This is a genomic window from Streptomyces sp. NBC_00989 (assembly GCF_045162655.1).
In the GTDB taxonomy this organism is placed as follows: domain Bacteria; phylum Actinomycetota; class Actinomycetes; order Streptomycetales; family Streptomycetaceae; genus Streptomyces.
On the sequence record NZ_CP108728.1, the window covers coordinates 3,500,119 to 3,519,008 of the forward strand.

Below are 18,890 nucleotides of genomic sequence, written 5' to 3' on the forward strand. Positions count from 1 at the left end.
CAGTGCCGGTCGTCGATCCGGTGTTGACCCGGCGTACCGGGCCAACACCGTCCCGGATCACTCCGCTTCCGCTTCCTCCTGCTTCGCCTTCGCGTCGATCGCTGCCAGTGACCTCCGGGCCTGATTACGGTCCGTGGTGTACCAGAAGTCGGGCAGCGACGCCTTGAGATAGCTTCCGTAGCGGGCGGTGGCGAGCCGCTGATCGAGGACGGCGACCACGCCCCGGTCCCCCGACGCGCGGACGAGACGGCCCGCTCCCTGGGCCATGAGAAGCGCCGCGTGCGTGGCGGCCACCGCCATGAAGCCGTTGCCTCCAGCGTCCTCCACCGCCTTCTGACGGGCGCTCATCAGCGGGTCGTCCGGACGCGGGAACGGGATCTTGTCCATGACGACCAACTGGCAGCTGGCTCCGGGAACGTCGACGCCCTGCCAGAGCGACAGCGTGCCGAAGAGACAGGTCTTCGGGTCGGCCGCGAAGTTCTTGATCAGCTCGCCGAGCGTCTCCTCGCCCTGGAGGAGGATCGGGTACTCGGGGATACGGGAACGCAGCTCCTCGGCGGCGAGTTGGGCGCCTCGCATCGAGGAGAAGAGGCCCAGGGTGCGACCGCCGGCCGCCTGGATCAGCTCCGTCAGCTCGTCCAACATGTCGGCGCGATCGCCGTCCCGCGCGGGGCGCGCGAGGTGCTTGGCGACGTACAGGATGCCCTGCTTCGGGTAGTCGAAGGGCGAGCCTACGTCGACGCCCTTCCATTGCGGCAGGTCGTCACCCGCGGTGCCCTCAGGGGCGAGGCCCAGGGAGGCGCCTACGCCGTTGAAGTCGCCGCCGAGCTTCAGCGTCGCGGAGGTCAGGGTCACCGAGCGGTCCGTGAAGAGCTTCTCCCTCAGCAGGCCGGACACGGACATGGGGGCGACGCGCAAGGAGGCGCCGAAGCGGTCGTGGCGTTCGTACCAGACGACGTCCCACTCGGAGCCGTTGGTGATGCGCTCCGCCACGTCGTGCACGCTCTCCACGGAGGCCAGCGCCTGCTTACGGACCGCGTCCTCGTCCTGCACGGACTTGTCGCGGGTGGCGCCGATCGCGGAGATCACCGTACGGCAGGCGTCGCGCAGCGCCATGAGGGCGTAACCGAGGTCCTCCGGGATCTCCTCCAGGCGCCCCGGCAGGGCGAGCTCCATCAGCCGCTCGAAGCCCTCGGCGGCGGTCTGGAGCTGGTCGGCGGCCTTCTCGTTGGCCAGCTTCGCGGCGCGGCGCACCGCGCGGTTGACCTGGCCCGGGGTGAGCTCGCCGGTGGCAACTCCGGTGACACGGGAGACCAGTTCATGCGCCTCGTCGACGATCAGCACCTCGTGCTGCGGGAGGACGGGGGCACCTTCGATGGCGTCGATCGCGAGCAGTGCGTGGTTCGTGACGACGACGTCGGCGAGCTTGGCGCGCTCGCGGGCCGCCTCTGCGAAACACTCCGCTCCGTAGGCGCACTTCTGGGCGCCCAGGCACTCACGGGAGGACACGGAGATCTGCGCCCACGCGCGGTCGGAGACTCCGGGTGTGAGGTCGTCCCGATCACCGGTCTCGGTCTCGTCCGTCCAGTCGCGGAGTCGCAGCAGGTCCTGACCCAGCTTGCTGGTGGGGGCGGCCGCCTCGAACTGGTCGAAGAGGCCTTCCTCCTCGTCCTGTGGCATGCCCTCGTGTAGTCGGTGCAGACACAGGTAGTTCGACCTGCCCTTGAGCATCGCGTACTGGGGGCGGCGGCGCAGCAGGGGATGCAGCGCGTCGACCGTGCGCGGCAGGTCGCGCTCCACCAGCTGGCGCTGGAGCGCGAGCGTGGCGGTCGCTACGACCACACGCTCCCCGTGCGCGAGCGCGGGCACGAGGTAGCCGAGCGACTTTCCGGTGCCGGTGCCGGCCTGGACCAGCAGATGGGAGCCGTCGTCGATCGCCTCCGCGACGGCTTCGGCCATGGTCACCTGGCCGGGGCGCTCCGAACCGCCGACGGCAGTGACGGCAGCATGCAGGAGTTCGGGGAGTGAGGGCTTCGTCATAGCGCGACCAGCCTACGGGGCGGGACTGACAGCCGGGCGATCAAGGCGGAGGGGAGGGGGTGGATCAAGCCCCAGGGGGTTTGGGATGGCGGTGGATTTTGTTCGGGTGGGGATCGGGTCGGTGCGGGTGGAGATTGGTTCGGGGCGGATGGGGGTTGGTTCGGGGCGGACCGGGACTGGTTGGGAGCGGGATGGGATTGGTTGAGGGCGGGCTCGGTTTGGTCGAGGTTGATTTGCTTCGGTCGGGGGCTGGGTTAGTTCGAGGTGGGCTCGGGCTGTTCGGAGTGGGATCGGACCGGTTCCGGGTGGGATCGGTTCCGGGTGAGATCGGATCGGTTCGCGGACCCGGCCAGCTGGGGGCGGGTCCGGTTTGGTTCGGGGATCGGTTCGGGGTGGGGCCCGATCGGGTTCGGTCGGCAGGGTGGTCGATCGGAGCACGGAGGTCGGAGCACGGAGGTCGGGGCGCGGAGGTCGGGGCGCGGAGGTCGGGGCGACGGCGGCCGCCGGAATCCGATTCGAGGGAGTGGGAACCGGACCGCGCCGAGCGGTGTACCAAAAGTGATGGCGCTGCCACGTGGCGCTACAGCAGATCGCGCAGGGAGCGGTCTCGGACCATGAGGGCGGCCCGCTTGGCGGGCCGGTCGACCTCGGCGGAGAACCGGAAACCTGCGCCCAGGAAAGCGGCTACGGAAGGGGTGTTGCGAATGTCGGGTTCCGCGACGATGCGGGCGCAGGTGGAGCGGTTGTCGAGCACAAGGTCGGCGACGGCCCGGAGGAGGGTGCCACCCAGTCCTCGCCCTCGGTTGGCGACGTTACCGATGAGGAGGTGGATGCCGGTGTCGTGCGGTCGGGCGGGGTAGTGGCGGGCCAGGGGGTCGAGGTCAGCCCGGTAGATCTCCCAGTAGCTCATCGGGGTGCCGTCCAGCACGCCGAGACAGGGAACGCTGCGTCCGTCGCCGGAGAGTTGGGCGTGCAGGTGGTCCTCGGTCAGCGCCTGAGGGCCGGCCAGTTCCCAGAACTCCGCGACAGCAGGGTCGTTCATCCAGCGGTTGATCAGCGGAAGGTCGCGCTCGATGTGGACAGGGAGGAGGTGGAAGGCGCCTGCAGGGGTGTGGGTCTGCCCCCAGTCGGCGATGTGGTCGAGGAGGTCGTCGCCGGGTGGGGTGTAGGAGTTACGCGAGATGTCGTAGGTGGGCCGAGCGTCCGAGTCGGCCGGGACGGCGGAGTTCGGCTGGGCCGTGCCTTCCGGGCCCTCTGTTGAGTTCCGTCGCCCGATGGTGTCGGGCTCGTCAGAGGCAGCGGAATCGGGGGCGGATGCGTCGTGGGCTAGCGCGCCATGGGCTGCTGCGTCCCCTGCGTCCACGTCGGCGCAGAGCGCGATGAATTCCTCGGGCAGGCGGAGCTCGAGGGTGTCCTCGTTATCCGTGTCTGGGCTCTGACTCTGGCTCGCACTCGCGCTGGTGCCTAGGTCGGAGACGGGGACAGTCGCGGTGTCGGTGCTCGCGTCGGTCGGAGGCACGGTGACGCTCCTCTCGGGGGATGGGGCGGGTCATGTTCCTCAGGGGCGAAGGGAGTTGGCGGTGGCCGGGGTTGAAGGGAGTTGGTCGGGGTCGGGGTCTAAGGGAGTCAGCGGCGGTCGAAGTCGGAAGAAGCGGTTGGTGTTCGGAGCCGGAGACGGTTCCTGAGGGTCGGAGCCGAAGGCCATCGGCGGTGACCGGATCGGGGGGCGGTTGGCGGTGGCCATCGGTGACGGTGACGGTGACGGTGACGGTGACGGTGACGGTGACGGTGACGGTGACGGTCAGGAACGAAGGGGATTCGCGATGGTGACGTAGACGGACTGGGTGTCGACCGGGCCGATGAGTTCGTCGAGGCCGTGCAGCCGAGTCAGCAGGTTGGCCTTGCAGCGCAGGACAGGTGAGTCGAGCAGACGGGCCGGAAGTGAGGTACGCAGTCGGGCGGGACCGGAGGCCACGTCGCCGAGGAAGCGGCGGAAGGCGGAGAGCAACAGCCGCTCGTCGGCGAGACGTTGCGAACCGAACGCTCCGATGAGACCGAGCACGTTGTTGATCGCGAGGTAGTACGCGAAGCGTTCGTCGGTGACCTCGTCGGAGACGAAGGTGTCGCTGTGTTCGCCGATGCCGGGCAGCCGGGCGTCGAGTTCCGCGCGCCGGGACGCGCGGAAGTAGTAGCCCTGGTTGTCGCGGTATCGGCCGCCCACGGGCCATCCTTCGCCATCCAGCAGAAGCAGCGTGTTCTGCTGGTGCGCCTCCAGGGCGATCCCCGCCTCACTGTCCAGCCACAGCACAGGCCGGACGACCTGCTCCAGGTAACGCAGGAACCACTCGGCGGCGACTGCTCCACGTGACCGACCGGTCCGCGCGGCGAGGTCGGTGACGACCTCGGCCAGACGGGACCGCAACAGCGGTGCACCGGATGTGAAGTGGCTGGTGTCGCCGATGTGGCTGGCGTGGCTGATCTGCGAGGTTGTCACCGGTCCGTCGACGGTGGCGCTCCACCCGGTGTACGGCCGAAGTGAGACGAGCCCGGCGACGCAGGACACGTCGTCGGACGCGCTGAACGGGTTGTGCCGGATCACCACGTCGATTCCGGCCAAGGGCGTACGGGCATCCCGCTCCCCCGAGTCGGCGCCGTACTCGTCCAACGCGTCGACGGCCAGCCACGCCGGGTCGCGGACGATGTCGAAGCCGGGGTGGGCGGCGTGCCAGTGCTGGGCCAGGCCGGTGCGGAGCAGGCGGTGGACCTCGACGCCTCGGTGGAGTTCCTTGCGGAGGTTCTCACGGCGGGAGTTGGTGATGCGGAGGCCCAGGGACAGCTTGAGCATGGCGGGGGCGCCGGTTTGGTGGACGGTTCGTACGGAGGAGGTGGGGTGCCACGGGGCGCCGTGGGTGCCGAGGTCCTGGATCAGACCGGCGTCGAGCAAGGCAGCGATATCGGCTCGGTGTTGGATCTCGCGCCACTGCCAGGGATGCAGGGGAAGAGCCGCATGCCTCTCGGGCAACGGGAGTTCGGGGCCGGCGAGTCGGGCCGTCAACTGGACGGCGGGGACAGTCCGACCGCGTTCGGTCCAAGCCGAGTCGGTGGCGAGTACGGAAGGGGCGACAGCCAGCCAGTGCAGGGGGAAGGAGCCGCGCAACTCCGGTGAGTACAGGCGGGCTTCGGCCTCGGAGAGACCCTCGCGACTCTTCGGGGTCGGGTGCAACGGGTGTCCGAGCAGGAGTGCCTGTTCGGCGGAGAGGAAGAGATCGGGACCGTCGGCCGGGCGTGCGCGGCGGTCGGTGATGAAGGTGACGGTACGACGGACGGAGTCGGCTACGCGGGCCACCAGGTCAGTCACGGTTTCGGTTGCCGTTGCGGATGCCGTTGCCGTCGCAGGCACCCTTGTCGCTGCCGCTGTCACCGCCTCGCCAACAACCTGGGCGCCCATGGGAAGTGCCGAACCCAAGCCCGAGGGTGCTCCGGGAGGTGCGCCTACCTCGCCAACCTCGTCGGCACGGCCGACCCCCTGCGACACCACTCCCGCAGTGGCGACGGTCGCCGTATCGGTACCCGTTACGGAGTCACCGTCACGCGCAACCGTCTCCCTGGCGAGCAGCGCCGCGACCGTCACCGCGTCGGCAGGTGGTGCGCCGTGGGGAGTGTTGGACAGGTACGGAAGGCCGAAGCGGTGCCAGCCCGTCGGGGACCAGTAGTGGACCTGGGCGAGCAGGGCCGTACCGCTGGCGGGGAGGGGGATGTGGAGGGTGCCGTTGGTGGGAGCGGGGAGGTTCGTTTCGCGTGCCCAGCAGCGCAGGAGGTTCTCGACGGCTGCGGTCTGGGCGGCGGTGTGGGGGTCGGGGTGCTCCAGGAGGTCGGCGGTAGCGCCGCGCGGCTGGCCTACCTCCGGGCTGCGGGGCTTTTGCCGGGGAACGGACTCGCCCGACGCCGCCGCCAGGGTTTGCGTGTGTCGAGGGCTCGCCTCGTGGGAGGGGCCGTCAAAGGTGGGCGTGGGATTCAAGACTGTTCCTCGGGAGGTGTATCGGAGTGGGAATCGTGTGGGGCCGAGTCCAGGTGTTCTGGCAAGCGTTGGGCTTGGCTGCTCTGCAACTGGTGCTCCCGGTGAGCCGAGTTGGGGTCCGGTGGTGCTCCGTTCTCCGCAGCCGTCACCTCGCCGCAGCGGTGGTGACCGGTCGGCGTACCGGCGCAAGCTGTCCCGGTACAGGCCAGTCGATGTACACGCGCAGATGCACACACCGCCGCGTCGACCGCACCTCCTGCGGCGCACGACCCAGCCCACTCGGAGCGACGGCCGGTACACCCGCCTCCGCCTCTGACGTCGGTCTGGCCGCGGGCCACGGCCTCCACCACACCGGACAGGCAGTCCAGTACGGCTATCGCCTGCTCGTCGCTGATCGTGAGGGGTGGGAGGAGTCGTACGACGTTTGCGGGCCAGCCACCAAGTTCGACGATGAGGCCACGGCGCAGGCACTCCATATGGACGGCGGTGGCGAGTTCGGGAGCACCAGGGCGGGGGCCGTCCGTGGGCCGTCGCTTCGCAACCGGGTCAAACCCGCGACTCCCACACCCAACTCGCCCAGCCGCCCGGCCTTCCCCCGCCACGAACTCGAAACCGATCATCACCCCTCGCCCCCGCACATTCCCCACACACGCGAACTCATGGGCCAGTCCTCGGAGTTGGGTGAGCATCCACACTCCGAATTCGGTCGCGCGTCCAGCGAGGTCGCTCTCGCGGACGTACGCGGGCGTCGCGGTGCCGGCGGCAATGGCGAGTTGGTTGCCGCAGAACGCGGCTGCGTGAGCGTCGAGTTGGTGGACGTCGAGGTGGTCTCGGTGGACGACGACGCCCAGGGGCAGGCTGCCGCCGCTGACCTTGGAGATGACCATCACGTCGGGGGTGGCTCCGCTGTGCTCGACGGCCCAAGAGGCGCGGGTTCGGTCAGCGCCCGTATCGGTCTCGTCAGCGATCAGCGAGTTGGAACGGGTGGCGCTGAGCTGCCTGATGCGCCGCATCCAGCAGTCGATGGCGGGGCTCACTCCACCGTCGCCCTGGATGGGTTCGAGGAACATTCTGGCGGGGTTCAGCACCCCGGAGTTGGGGTCGTCACGGCCGCGCTCGAACTCGTCTGGGCCGGTACCGAATACGCAGGGGTAGTCCTGCGGATAGGGAAAGTCCTGCGGATAGGGAAGGCGGCCGACCCGAACGTCGTAGGCGCCTCCGGACGTTTCGAGCGCGCCAGTGATCACGCCTCGGTGAGTGCCGGTGAAAGCGAGGATTCCGGTGCGCCCGGTCACGGCCTGGGCGAGCAAAAACACGGCCTCGACCGCGTCCGTGTTGGCCGATCCACAGAACCGCACGCGCGCCTGATCGGCGAGTCCGGGCGGCACCATGCGGAACAGTTCGGCGACAGTGGCGTCCGTTGCGGGAATCGCAAGGTCAAGTCCGTGGGGCGGGGCGCCCGAATCCGGGACGCCGAGGCGGGCCTCCAGGACCACGGGGTGGTCGTGCCCGAGGGACAGAGTCCCGGCTCCCGAAACGCAGTCCAGGTAACGACGGCCGCCCGCGCCCCCGATGGTCAGGCGGCGCCCTTGCACCGACACTCGCACCCGCACCCGCACCCGCACCCGCACCCGCACGACGGGAAGAGCTCGGCCGTCGATCCGTGCCGCCGACTCGCGCGCCGGCCAGCGCCGCACGATCCCCTCGTATCCCTCACCCTCACCCTCACCCTCACCCTCACGCACCGACTGCCGCCGCAGAGTCCCCCCATACCTCGCACACGCCAACTGCCCCCACAGGGCACTCTCGAACTGCCCGCGCCCCAACTGGCGCCCCAGACCTCGCCCATGCTCCCCGCCCGCCGACCAACGCCCCAAGACCCTCTCCTGCACCCCACGCACCACCGCGAACGCACCACCAAGTCCGCCCACCCCGCCCCAGTGGGCCCGCGTCCCACACGCAAACGCAGACGCAGAGTCGGCCACGGTCCCCCGCCCCTCCCGCTGTCCAAAGGCGAGTTGAGGTCTCGCGTCGCCACGGGCGCAGGGGACCGCGCATCGACAGCAGGCCCCATCGCCACCAACCCCCCGACCAGCCACGGGGTTACGGGTCGCCTCAAGATCCTTGCCGTGACAGAACCGTCGCCGGTCCAACACTGTTCAGCTCGTCCGCCGGGGACGACTCGTGCTCTGAAGGCCTGAAAAATGGCCAGGGCCGCCAGTGCGTCACTTTCGAGCCGCTGACCAAGCCGTCGGCGACGGCGCGAGTCTCCGCCGCCGCCAGCGCTCCCCCCGGAACCCTGGTCCCATGGTGTGCTCAGGTGGGTCTGACACAGACCTATACGGTCGAACGCCGCGAAGGCTGCCTGGCGTTCACCACGCTGGTCCACTGGACGAAGAAGGATGCCGACGGCGTCGTGGAGACCGCTTCCGCCGCGTTCAACGTGTTCGTCGAAACGAAGACGGTGAACACGGCCACGTTCACGGAACGCATGTCGATCGTTCCCGTCGACATGGACGTCGCTCTCGGCGCCGTGTCACTGGACTACTGGGACACCCCCTGCACCCCTGACTGTGATGCCACGTACACCACGAACTGGAGCGACGCGACGTGGACCGGTCTGCTCGACCGCCACTGGGCCAGTGCGACAAAGGCGAACACGTGGACAGCGCCGACAACCGGCACATCCCAGAAATTCGACCGCGGGGTGTTCCTGAGCTTCAAGTCCGACAGCCCCGAATGGCAGAGCCTCATTCCGGTCGACAAGCCAGAGATATCCCTGTTCAACCAGGTTCGGTGTGACAACGTGGCATTGGTCCAGAATTAAACCGGCTGCATCTTCTACAAGCACATTCCGACGTTCACCATGAATACCGCGAAATACCCGGCTGCCGCCGCCTACTACTGGCTGTTGCACGAGGAGTTGCCGTCGCACCCGGGCAGCGAGGAATACAAGACGCCCCTCCATCGGGAGAGGGACCAGACGGTGCGGGAAGCGAACAGGCGGAAGGTGTGCCCCAACTCGTTCACGCCCAACACCAAGGCCACGCCCGAAGCGACGACAAACAGTCCCGACGGCCGGCAGTGTGACGAGTTTCCGTTCGCCGCGACGAAGGAGAGCGGGGGCCAGTCCATAACCAACGGAGACGAATGCGTCCAGCTGTACGCGAAGAAGAGCGACAGCGACGGGAAGTGGCGCCTCTATCCGGATGACGGATATCCGCCGCCCACGTGGAGGGAAGTGTGCGGCCGGGCTTCGATGTCGGCGGCGCAGAATGAGGCCGCGGGTCGGGGCCTCTCATCCTTCTACACGCTGGCGCGCATGGCTGACGATGACGCCTTCTACATCAAGGCACCGGCAGTGGAGGGCTGCCGTCCCGATGAGATCTGCGTGGTCGCCCCGTAGTTCCTGACCCGCTCGCCTGGGCGGCGGTCCGACGCATCCACGTTCCGGACCCCCGCCCTGTGCTACTCCCACCGTACGAAAGCCTGGCCATCGCTGTCGACGAGACGCGGTGCCAGTGGATCGGCATAGCCGGGCAGACGGATTTCCGTCCCCTCGGTCAGGGCGACGAGGAGATCCTTGAACATGTGCGAAAGGCTGTCCCACACCTTCACCGGACCCTCGTTGTCCCCGGCTTGCAGACCGTAGAGCACGTTTCCGAACCGGTCTCCATCACGGTGGTCGACAATGAGCTTACCTCCGGTGATGTCCGTGGCAATCGGAACCCATCGGACATGGAACGCGTATCCATACACCCCGTCATAGATGTCCCGCAATTCCGGGTCTTCCGACTCGTTCTCGTCAACCCATTCGGCGATCGCCTCTTCCAGCGCTCGTTGACCGCCGCACATTACGGAAGCGGCGTTCAAGATGAACCCTTGAGGGAGAATGACGCCGGGGCCGTTGCGGCCCTTCGTGGCCGTGACCCCGTCATGACGTTTCAGCCACGCCACCAGATCGGGATGCAGGAGAAACCGACGGCTGGCGATGGCATCGATGTCCTCCTGCGTTGCCGGTGGGTTCAGGGCAGCGTGGTCCGCGGGTGCGTTGCCCTCCAACCACGCGTCGAGGCGGTCGAGGACAGCGCCGAGGTCGTCAGTCATACGGCGACTCTACGAGTCACAGGTGCGGGTCGCCCGGCACCGCCGGGCGCCTCCAGCAACCGTCAACTCAGCCGCGGACAGCGGTCTTTGACAGCGACGGGGGCCGACAGCCCCTGATACCACCGGACATGGGACGAGGCCGACGCGGGAGAATTCCGGACGACTGCCTGGCCGGAGCGCCCGTAGCGAAACCGTTGCCGTTCGGCGGGAAGTCCCCCACAGCGAGCGCATAGTGTGTGGTGCCGTTCCCGAAGGCCGTGAGTTCGGCGTGAACTCACCATGAGTTCCGGCTGAGATCACCGCCGCAGCACAACATCCGTTCACCCAGGGGGAGTCAAGACCATGCGATCGATACGGCCGTCCTTCACCGCCCGTCGCGGGAGGGGTGCGCGTCGCGGAACCTCCCCCGTGCTGGCCGCCGTTGCCCTCGCCTCGGCGCTCGCGCTCACCGCGACCGCGTGCGGCTCCAGTGACACCAAGGCCGACGGCAAGTCCACCGCGTCCGCCACCAGCGGTGACACCGGTGACGGAAAGATCAAGATCCCGGACGACATCAGGGACAAGCTCAAAGAGCACGGGATCGACATCGACAAGTGGAAGGACGGCGCCTGGAAGAACTGGGACAAGGACGACTGGCTGCGCGAGGCCGACGACTACATCAACCCGATCATCAAGGGGCTGTGGAGTTCCGGCCGGATGCGCGACGCCAACGACCCGGACACAGGCGTCGACACCAACGACATCTCCGGTGACCAGGGCGTGACCGACCCGACGCCCGCGGTGGTGGACGCCAAGGCCGTGTCGCCTACGTACCACGCCAACGCGGCGACGGCGGGCAAGGTGTTCTTCGACTCCCCCGAGGGCACGATGGTCTGCTCGGCGACGGTCGTGGAGGACCCGGCGCACCCGGGCAAGTCCAACCTCGTGTGGACGGCGGGCCATTGCGTGCACGCCGGCAAGAAGGGCGGCTGGTACCGCAACATCGCGTTCGTGCCGTCGTACAACAACGCGGGCCGGTCGGCAGCCCAGTTGGAGACCGCGACCCGCGACCAGGTCGCTCCGTACGGTGTCTGGTGGGCCGACTGGGCGCGGACCTCGCAGCAGTGGATCGACCAGGGCGGCGAGACGGGCGGGCAGGGTTCGTCGTACGACTACGCCGTGATCCATGTGACGCCCGAGAAGGGCAGCGGGGGCAAGTCCCTTGAGGAGACGGTCGGTTCGGCGCTGCCGGTGAACTTCGGCGCGCCGGCCGTACCGAAGGTGTCCAGCATCACGGCGACCGGCTACCCCGAGGCGAAGCCGTACGACGGTTCGACGCTGTACCAGTGCACGGACAAGCCGGGGCGGCTGTCGATCAACGCCTCGGATCCGACGATGTACCGCATCGGATGCAGCATGACGGGCGGTTCGTCCGGCGGCGGCTGGGTCGAGACGGGCTCCGACGGCAAGCCGTCGCTGGTGTCCAACACCTCGATCGGGCCGGTGACTTCGGGCTGGCTGGCGGGTCCGCGGCTGGGTGACGTGGCCAAGGGTGTGTACGACTCGGTCAGCAAGAAGTTCGCCGGCCAGTAGGCGCGGCGGCGGGCACGGTCGAGGGACAGACGCCGGCGGGGTGTCTCACAGGAACCTCACCGCCTCACCGGCGTTCGTCCCCAACTCCCCCGGCATAGTGGGGTGTCGCGGAACGACCGGCAGTCCACGGTCAGTAGTACGCGACCAGTGGTCGTCAGTAGTAGAAGATCAGCAGTTTCCACGGGGGTTATCGCACCATGCGTTCCACACGTACGCCCGCGTCGTCCCGGCGCGGGCGGCGCACCGGCCTGGCCGCCGCCGGTCTCGTCGCGGCCCTGTCGCTCACCGCGACCGCCTGCAATGGCGACGACTCCGCGAGCGACAAGCCCGCCGCCACCGCCACTCAGGCCTCCGGCCAGGACAAGGTCCGGATTCCGTCGTCCGTCGCCGACAAGCTCAAGGAGCACGGCGTCGACGTGGACAAGTGGGCGGACGGCGGCTGGAAGAACTGGGACAAGGACAAGTGGCTCAGTGAGGCCAAGGACTTCGTCAACCCGGTGATCAAGGGGCTCTGGAAGCCCGAGCGGATGAAGTCCGCCGAGGAGGCCAACAAGACGGTCTCCACGAAGGACGCCGCCGCCGACCAGGGCGTCAGCGACCCGGATCCGGCACCCGTCGAGGCCACGGCCGAGAAGACGCCGTACCACCGGAACGCGGCCCCGGTCGGGAAGGTCTTCTTCGACTCCCCCGAGGGTTCGATGGTCTGCTCCGGCACGGTCGTCAAGGACGTCAACCACCCCGGGAAGTCCAACCTCGTGTGGACGGCGGGCCATTGCGTCCACGCGGGCAAGGACGGCGGCTGGTACCGCAACATCGAGTTCGTCCCCTCGTACAACGACCTCGGCGAGTCCGTGTCGCAGCTGAGCAACGCCTCGGCGTCCGAGATCGCTCCCTACGGCCAGTGGTGGGCGGACTGGGCCTCGACCTCGAACCAGTGGATCCGGGGCGGCTCGGAGACGGGCGGCGCGGGAGCCGCGTACGACTACGCCATCCTCCATGTGAAGCCGCAGTCCGGTTCCAAGTCCCTTGAGGAGACGGTCGGCGCCGCGCTCGACGTGGACTTCTCGGCGCCCTCCGCGACCGAGGTCGGCTCGATGGGCGCCTGGGGCTACCCGGCCGCGCCGCCGTACAGCGGTCTGAAGATGTTCAAGTGCCTCGACCGGCCGGGCCGGTTGTCGCTCAGCACGGCCCTGCCGACGATGTACCGCATCGGCTGCACGATGACCGGCGGTTCGTCCGGCGGCGGCTGGTTCCGCGTGGTGGACGGCAGGACCGAGCTGGTCTCCAACACCTCGATCGGCCCGTCCGACAACACCTGGCTCGCGGGCCCTCAGCTCGGCGCCACCGCCGAGTCGCTCTACGAGAACATGAGCAGGACGTACGGCGGCCAGTGACCCGCACGCACGCGTGCATGCCGAAGGCCCGCCCCTGGGAAGAGAGTTGGGGGCGGGCCTTCGGACTTACCGTGCTACGACCCGTCAGGCCAGCGGTGCCGGGACGTACGGCGCGAGTTCCGCCGCCAGTTCCTCGTGCACCCGCGCCTTGAGCTGGGTGCCCTCCGGGGTGTGCTCCTCGGAGATCACCTCGCCCTCGGAGTGGGCGCGGGCGACCAGCTTGCCGTGCGTGTACGGCACCAGCGCCTCGATCTCGACCGAGGGGCGCGGCAGTTCGCTGTCGATGAGCGCGAGCAGCTCGTCCATGCCCTGGCCGGTGCGGGCCGAGACCGCGATGGAACGCTTCTCGTTCCGCATCAGCCGCTGGAGCGTCAACGGGTCCGCCGCGTCCGCCTTGTTGATCACGACGATCTCGGGCACCTTCGTGGCGCCGACATCCCGGATCACCTCGCGTACGGCGGCCAGCTGCTCCTCCGGGACCGGGTGCGAACCGTCCACGACGTGCAGGATCAGGTCGGCGTCGCCGACCTCCTCCATCGTGGAGCGGAAGGCCTCGACCAGGTGGTGCGGCAGGTGCCGGACGAATCCGACGGTGTCGACCAGCGTGTACAGCCGTCCGCCCGGCGTCTCGGCCCGGCGCACGGTCGGGTCGAGGGTCGCGAACAGGGAGTTCTCGACCAGCACGCCCGCGCCCGTGAGGCGGTTGAGCAGGGACGACTTGCCGGCGTTGGTGTAACCGGCGATCGCGACCGAGGGCACCTTGTGGCGCCGGCGCTCCTGGCGCTTGATGTCGCGGCCGGTCTTCATGTCCGCGATCTCCCGGCGCATCTTCGCCATCTTCTCGCGGATACGACGCCGGTCCGTCTCGATCTTGGTCTCACCGGGACCACGGGTGGCGAGGCCGCCGCCCGAGCCGCCGCCCATCTGGCGGGACAGCGACTGACCCCAGCCGCGGAGCCTCGGCAGCATGTACTGCATCTGCGCGAGCGCGACCTGCGCCTTGCCCTCCCGGGACTTGGCGTGCTGGGCGAAGATGTCGAGGATCAGGGCCGTACGGTCGATGACCTTGACCTTGACGACGTCTTCGAGGTGGATCAGCTGGCCCGGGCTGAGCTCACCGTCGCAGATGACGGTGTCGGCGCCGGTCTCCAGGACGATGTCCCGCAGTTCGTTGGCCTTGCCCGAGCCGATGTAGGTGGCCGCGTCCGGCTTGTCGCGGCGCTGGACGACACCGTCGAGCACGAGCGCGCCCGCGGTCTCCGCGAGGGCGGCCAGCTCGGCGAGCGAGTTGTCCGCGTCCTGCACCGTGCCCGTGGTCCAGACGCCGACGAGTACGACGCGCTCCAGGCGGAGCTGTCGGTACTCGACCTCGGTGACGTCCTCGAGCTCGGTGGAGAGGCCGGCGACGCGGCGCAGGGCCGCGCGCTCGGAGCGGTCGAACTGGTCGCCGTCCCGCTCTCCGTCGATCTCGTGGCTCCAGGCGACGTCCTCTTCCATCAGGGCATCGGCCCGAAGACCTTCGGGGTAGGCGTGCGCGAGGCGCTCAGTGTCCTGGGAAGGGGAAGAAGAGGAGGTCATTGGGTCCTTACGTCGATGGGAGTCCTGCGAAGGTCATAACGTGCGAGCGCCTCCGGAGATTCCCGGTGGCTACGGAGGGTGTCCCCCGCCGACCCGCGCCGCTGACCCGACGATGGTCGCACGGCGCGGATCGCCACGTCACTGCCTTATTCATTGCCCCGTCGCTACCTCATTTCACCGGTGCCTGCGACTTCCAGTCCGGGTGGCCGGGCATCGGCGGGGTCTTCTCGCCGTAGAGCCAGGCCTGGAAGAAGTCGCTCAGGTCGCGGCCGGAGATCGCGGAGGCGAGTTCCTCGAAGTCCGCCGTGGTGGCGGTGCTGTCGTGGTGGATGTGCACCCAGCTGCGCTCCAGGCGCTCGAAGGCCGGGCGGCCGATCTCCTGGCGCAGGGCGTAGAGGGCGAGGGCGGCGCCGTCGTAGACGTTGGGGCGGAAGATGCTGATCTTCTGGCCGGGCGCGGGCGCCTTGGGGAGTGCGGGCGGTCCGCCGACGGCGCGCCAGCGGTCGGAGGCCGCGTAGGCCGCTTTCATTCGGGTCTCCATGGGCCTGTTCGCCTTCTCCTCGGCGTACAGCTCCTCGTACCAGGTGGCGTGCCCTTCGTTGAGCCACAGGTCGGACCACGTGCGGGGGCTGACGCTGTCGCCGAACCACTGGTGGGACAGCTCGTGCACCATGATCGACTCGACGTACCACTTGGGGTAGGCGGGCTCGGTGAAGAGATCTCTCTCGAAGAGAGAGATCGTCTGCGTCTCGAGTTCGAAGCCGGTGGACGCGTCGGCCATGAGCAGCCCGTACGTCTCGAAGGGGTACCGGCCGACCTTGCTCTCCATCCAGGCGATCTGGTCGGGGGTCTTCTTGAGCCACGGTTCGAGCTGCTTGGCGTCCTTGGCGGGCACGACGTCGCGCATCGGCAGGTCGTGCGGTCCGGTGCGGTGCAGCACGGCGGAGCGGCCGATGGACACTTGGGCGAGTTCGGTGGCCATGGGGTGCTGGGTGCGGTAGGTCCAGGTGGTGTTCCCGCCGGCCTTGTCGACGCCGGCCGGCAGTCCGTTGGCGACGGCCGTGTACGCGTTGGGGGCGGTGACCCTGATGGTGAACATCGCCTTGTCGGAGGGGTGGTCGTTGCACGGGAACACCATGTGCGCGGCGTCTGCCTGGTTGGCCATGGCGAGCCCGTCCTTGGTGCGCACCCAGCCGCCGTCCTCGCCCTTGGCGGACACGGGGTCGCTGGTGTGCCGCACGGTGATCCGGGTCCAACTCCCCTCGGAAATCGGCCTCTCCGGAGTCACGACCAGGTCCTCGCCGGCACTGGCGAAGGTCGCGGGCCGCCCGTCGACCTCGACGGAGTCCACGGTGCCGTGCGCGAAGTCGAGGTTGATCCGGTCCAGCGTCTCGGTGGTCCACGCGTCGATGGTGGTGACGGCCTGGAGCGGCTTGGTGTTGCTGCCGGGATACGTGAACGAGAGGTCGTACGACGCCACGTCGTAGCCCGGGTTGCCCAGGGTCGGGAAGAGACGGTCACCGACGCCCAGGGGCGCGGGCGGCGCGCTCGCGGCGACGAGGCAGACGGACACGGCGGAGGCGAGCAGCGCCGCCTTCAGCCGTCGGGGGGTCCTGGTGCGCGGCCGGGGGGCCGGATCGCCGGAGCCGGTGCGGGGGATGCCGTTGCCGGTCGTGCCGGTGCGAGGGGTGAGCAGCATGCACCACCGCTACCAGCGCGCGCGTGCCTCACGGCGACGACTCGCACCCGGCCCACTCGAACGGGGTCTTCCGGGGGCCTACGGGGAGCCCGGCGCCCCGGGGCGCGCGAGCCGGTGCCCAGGTGGCGCTCAGGACGGGCGCGCATCCCGGAGGACCCGCGCCCGGCTCAGAAGGCCGTCGTGTTGTGGTGCTGCGCGCGGCTCACGTCGTAGACGCCCGGTACGTTGCGCATCGCCCGCATGAGGGTCAGGAGGTGGGCCGCGTCCGGGAGTTGGAGTGTGTAGGTGTGGCGGACGCGCTGCTGCGTCGGGGGCTCGACGGTCGCCGACACGATTTCCGCGCCCTCCAGGGCGATCGCTTCGGTGAGGTCGGCGAGCAGATGCGGGCGGCCGAACGATTCGGCTACCAGCGTGACCCGGCACTCGGTGGTGTCGCCCCAGCGCACTCCGACCTCCGCGCGCCCCACGCTCTTCATGTGCGCCACCGCGCTGCACTCGACGCGGTGGACGGTCACGACCCCGCCGCGCACCGAGAATCCGGTGACCTCGTCGGGCGGTACGGGAGTGCAGCAGCCCGCGAGCCGTACGGTCGCGCCGGGCTGGTCCACGACGGGGGTGGCGGGGCGTGCGGTGGGGGTGTCCAGGGTGTCGTCGGAGGCGGGCGGCGCCGATCGGGCGCTCTGCGCACCGGAGTCCGCCTCCGCGCCCTGTCCGTCGCCGCTTCCCGGATGCGCCGCGATCCACCGCTGGATGGCGATCCGGGCGGCGGGCGTGTGCGCGTGCTCCAGCCACTCCCTGGAGGGCTCGGAGGCCGGGTCCTGGCCCATGAGGAGCTGGACGGTGTCGCCGTCCTTCAGGACCGTGCTGAGGGTCGCCAGACGGCCGTTGACGCGAGCACCGATGCAGGCGTGGGCGTCCTCGCCGTACTGCTCGTACGCGGCGTCCACACAGGTCGCGCCGTCGGGCAGGCCCAACGTGCCGCCGTCGGGCCGGAACACGGTGATCTCGCGGTCCTGGGCGAGGTCCTCGCGGAGCGTCGACCAGAAGGTGTCGGGGTCGGGCGCGCCCTCCTGCCAGTCGAGGAGGCGGGAGAGCCAGCCGGGCCGGGTGGGGTCGGCGCGCTCGCCGTCGTTCGCGGCCTGTTGCTCCTCCGAAGGAGGAGCGTAGGGATTGCCGAGCGCGATGACGCCGGCCTCGGCGACCTTGTGCATCTGGTGGGTGCGGATGAGGACTTCGACGACTTGGCCGTCGGTGTGGGCGACGGCGGTGTGCAGCGACTGGTACAGGTTGAACTTGGGGACGGCGATGAAGTCCTTGAACTCCGAGACCACGGGCTTCAGGCAGGTGTGCAGTTCGCCGAGGACGCCGTAACAGTCCGCGTCCTCGTTCACGAGCACCAGGAGGCGGCCGAAGTCGGCGCCGCGCAGCCGGCCGCGCTTGCGGGCGACGCGGTGCACGGAGACGAAGTGCCGTGGCCGGATGAGGACTTCGGCCTGGATGCCGGCGTCGCGCAGGACGGTGCGTACCTCGTCGGTGACCTCGGCGAGCGGGTCGTCCGCGCGGGAGGCGTTGTCGACGATCAACTCGCGTGTGTGGTCGTACTCCTCGGGGTGGAGGATCGCGAAGACCAGGTCTTCCAGTTCGGTCTTGAGCGCCTGGACGCCGAGCCGTTCCGCGAGCGGGATGAGAACGTCGCGGGTGACCTTGGCGATGCGGGCCTGCTTCTCGGGGCGCATCACGCCCAGGGTGCGCATGTTGTGCAGGCGGTCGGCGAGTTTGATCGACATCACGCGGACGTCGCTGCCGGTGGCGACGAGCATCTTGCGGAAGGTCTCCGGCTCGGCCGCGGCGCCGTAGTCGACCTTCTCCAGCTTCGTGACGCCGTCGACGAGATAGCGCACCTCGGCGCCGAACTCCTTGCCGACCTGATCGAGCGTCACTTCCGTGTCCTCGACGGTGTCGTGGAGCAGGGAGGCCGTCAACGTCGTGGTCTCCGCGCCGAGTTCGGCGAGGATCAGGGTCACGGCGAGGGGGTGTGTGATGTACGGCTCGCCGCTCTTGCGCATCTGGCCGCGGTGCGAGGACTCGGCCAGCACCCAGGCGCGGCGCAGCGGTTCGAGGTCGGCGTCGGGATAGTGGGCGCGATGCGCCTCGGCGACATGGCCGATGGCGTCGGGCAGCCGGTCGCGCGCGGTGGGACCGAGCAGGGCGGCCCGGCCGAGCCGGCGCAGGTCGATCCGGGGGCGGGCCTTCCTGCGGGGCACTGTGTTGATCACAGGGCCTGGGCTCGCAGGGTTCGTGGCCTCCGCACTCATGGGCACCTCCGGCTGCTTGACCGGCGGACGGGTGCCCCATGGCGTACTCGGCTCAGGGGATCTTCGATCCCCCGTCCGGGCCGGTGCTTGATGCTACCGAGCCCACCACGTGCGACTGACCGCCTCTCGCCGAGCGTGAAACGGATCACCCATTCGAGCGAAGGTCG

At 69.2% G+C, this 18,890-nt stretch carries 12 protein-coding genes; 4 read left to right on the forward strand and 8 right to left on the reverse strand.

Translation table 11 applies throughout. The annotated features are described in order from the left end of the window. Positions 1–57: 57 nt before the first annotated feature. The 4 genes from OG714_RS14985 to OG714_RS15000 form a co-directional block, all read right to left on the reverse strand. Positions 58–2,040: an ATP-dependent DNA helicase gene (locus tag OG714_RS14985; protein WP_019060993.1), complete on the reverse strand. Its 1,983-nt coding sequence runs from the start codon at positions 2,038–2,040 to the stop codon at positions 58–60. Positions 2,041–2,620: 580 nt separating this feature from the next. Continuing rightward, positions 2,621–3,559, reverse strand: a complete 939-nt coding sequence (locus OG714_RS14990) for a GNAT family N-acetyltransferase (RefSeq protein WP_406121306.1) — start codon at positions 3,557–3,559, stop codon at positions 2,621–2,623. A 282-nt stretch (positions 3,560–3,841) separates the two neighbouring features. After that, positions 3,842–6,058 (reverse strand): IucA/IucC family protein, encoded by a 2,217-nt coding sequence (locus OG714_RS14995; protein ID WP_406121308.1) that lies wholly within the window; start codon positions 6,056–6,058, stop codon positions 3,842–3,844. Further along, entirely contained in the window at positions 6,055–7,755 is a 1,701-nt protein-coding gene (locus OG714_RS15000) for an aminotransferase class III-fold pyridoxal phosphate-dependent enzyme (protein ID WP_406121310.1), read from the reverse strand. Before OG714_RS15000 ends, OG714_RS14995 begins: the two co-directional genes overlap by 4 nt. 623 nt (positions 7,756–8,378) lie before the next feature. Between OG714_RS15000 and OG714_RS15005 the strand changes: the two genes are divergently transcribed. Then, positions 8,379–8,885, forward strand: a complete 507-nt coding sequence (locus tag OG714_RS15005; protein ID WP_406121312.1) for a hypothetical protein — start codon at positions 8,379–8,381, stop codon at positions 8,883–8,885. Positions 8,886–8,924: 39 nt separating this feature from the next. After that, positions 8,925–9,464 (forward strand): hypothetical protein, encoded by a 540-nt coding sequence (locus tag OG714_RS15010; protein WP_406121314.1) that lies wholly within the window; start codon positions 8,925–8,927, stop codon positions 9,462–9,464. A 62-nt stretch (positions 9,465–9,526) separates the two neighbouring features. Here OG714_RS15010 and OG714_RS15015 read toward each other — a convergent pair whose 3' ends face one another. Then, positions 9,527–10,165 carry an SMI1/KNR4 family protein gene (locus OG714_RS15015; RefSeq protein WP_406121316.1) on the reverse strand — a complete coding sequence of 213 codons (639 nt, stop codon included), beginning with the start codon at positions 10,163–10,165 and terminating at the stop codon, positions 9,527–9,529. A gap of 342 nt (positions 10,166–10,507) precedes the next feature. Between OG714_RS15015 and OG714_RS15020 the strand changes: the two genes are divergently transcribed. Then, the gene (locus OG714_RS15020; protein WP_406121318.1) at positions 10,508–11,737 is read left to right on the forward strand and encodes a trypsin-like serine peptidase; all 1,230 of its coding nucleotides are present in this window, start codon (positions 10,508–10,510) and stop codon (positions 11,735–11,737) included. 197 nt (positions 11,738–11,934) lie between these two features. Continuing rightward, positions 11,935–13,131: a trypsin-like serine peptidase gene (locus OG714_RS15025; RefSeq protein ID WP_406121319.1), complete on the forward strand. Its 1,197-nt coding sequence runs from the start codon at positions 11,935–11,937 to the stop codon at positions 13,129–13,131. A gap of 84 nt (positions 13,132–13,215) precedes the next feature. On the opposite strand, the gene hflX is transcribed toward OG714_RS15025, so the two are convergent. The 3 genes from hflX to OG714_RS15040 form a co-directional block, all read right to left on the reverse strand. Further along, complete coding sequence (gene hflX, locus OG714_RS15030; RefSeq protein WP_406121320.1) at positions 13,216–14,709, reverse strand: GTPase HflX; 1,494 nt, start codon at positions 14,707–14,709, stop codon at positions 13,216–13,218. A 169-nt stretch (positions 14,710–14,878) separates the two neighbouring features. Next, a complete protein-coding gene (locus OG714_RS15035) occupies positions 14,879–16,408 on the reverse strand; it encodes a M1 family metallopeptidase (protein WP_406121322.1) in 1,530 nt (509 codons plus the stop codon). Positions 16,409–16,575: 167 nt separating this feature from the next. Continuing rightward, on the reverse strand, positions 16,576–18,723 hold the full coding sequence (locus OG714_RS15040) for a RelA/SpoT family protein (RefSeq protein WP_406121324.1): 2,148 nt from the start codon (positions 18,721–18,723) through the stop codon (positions 16,576–16,578). Positions 18,724–18,890: the final 167 nt, after the last annotated feature.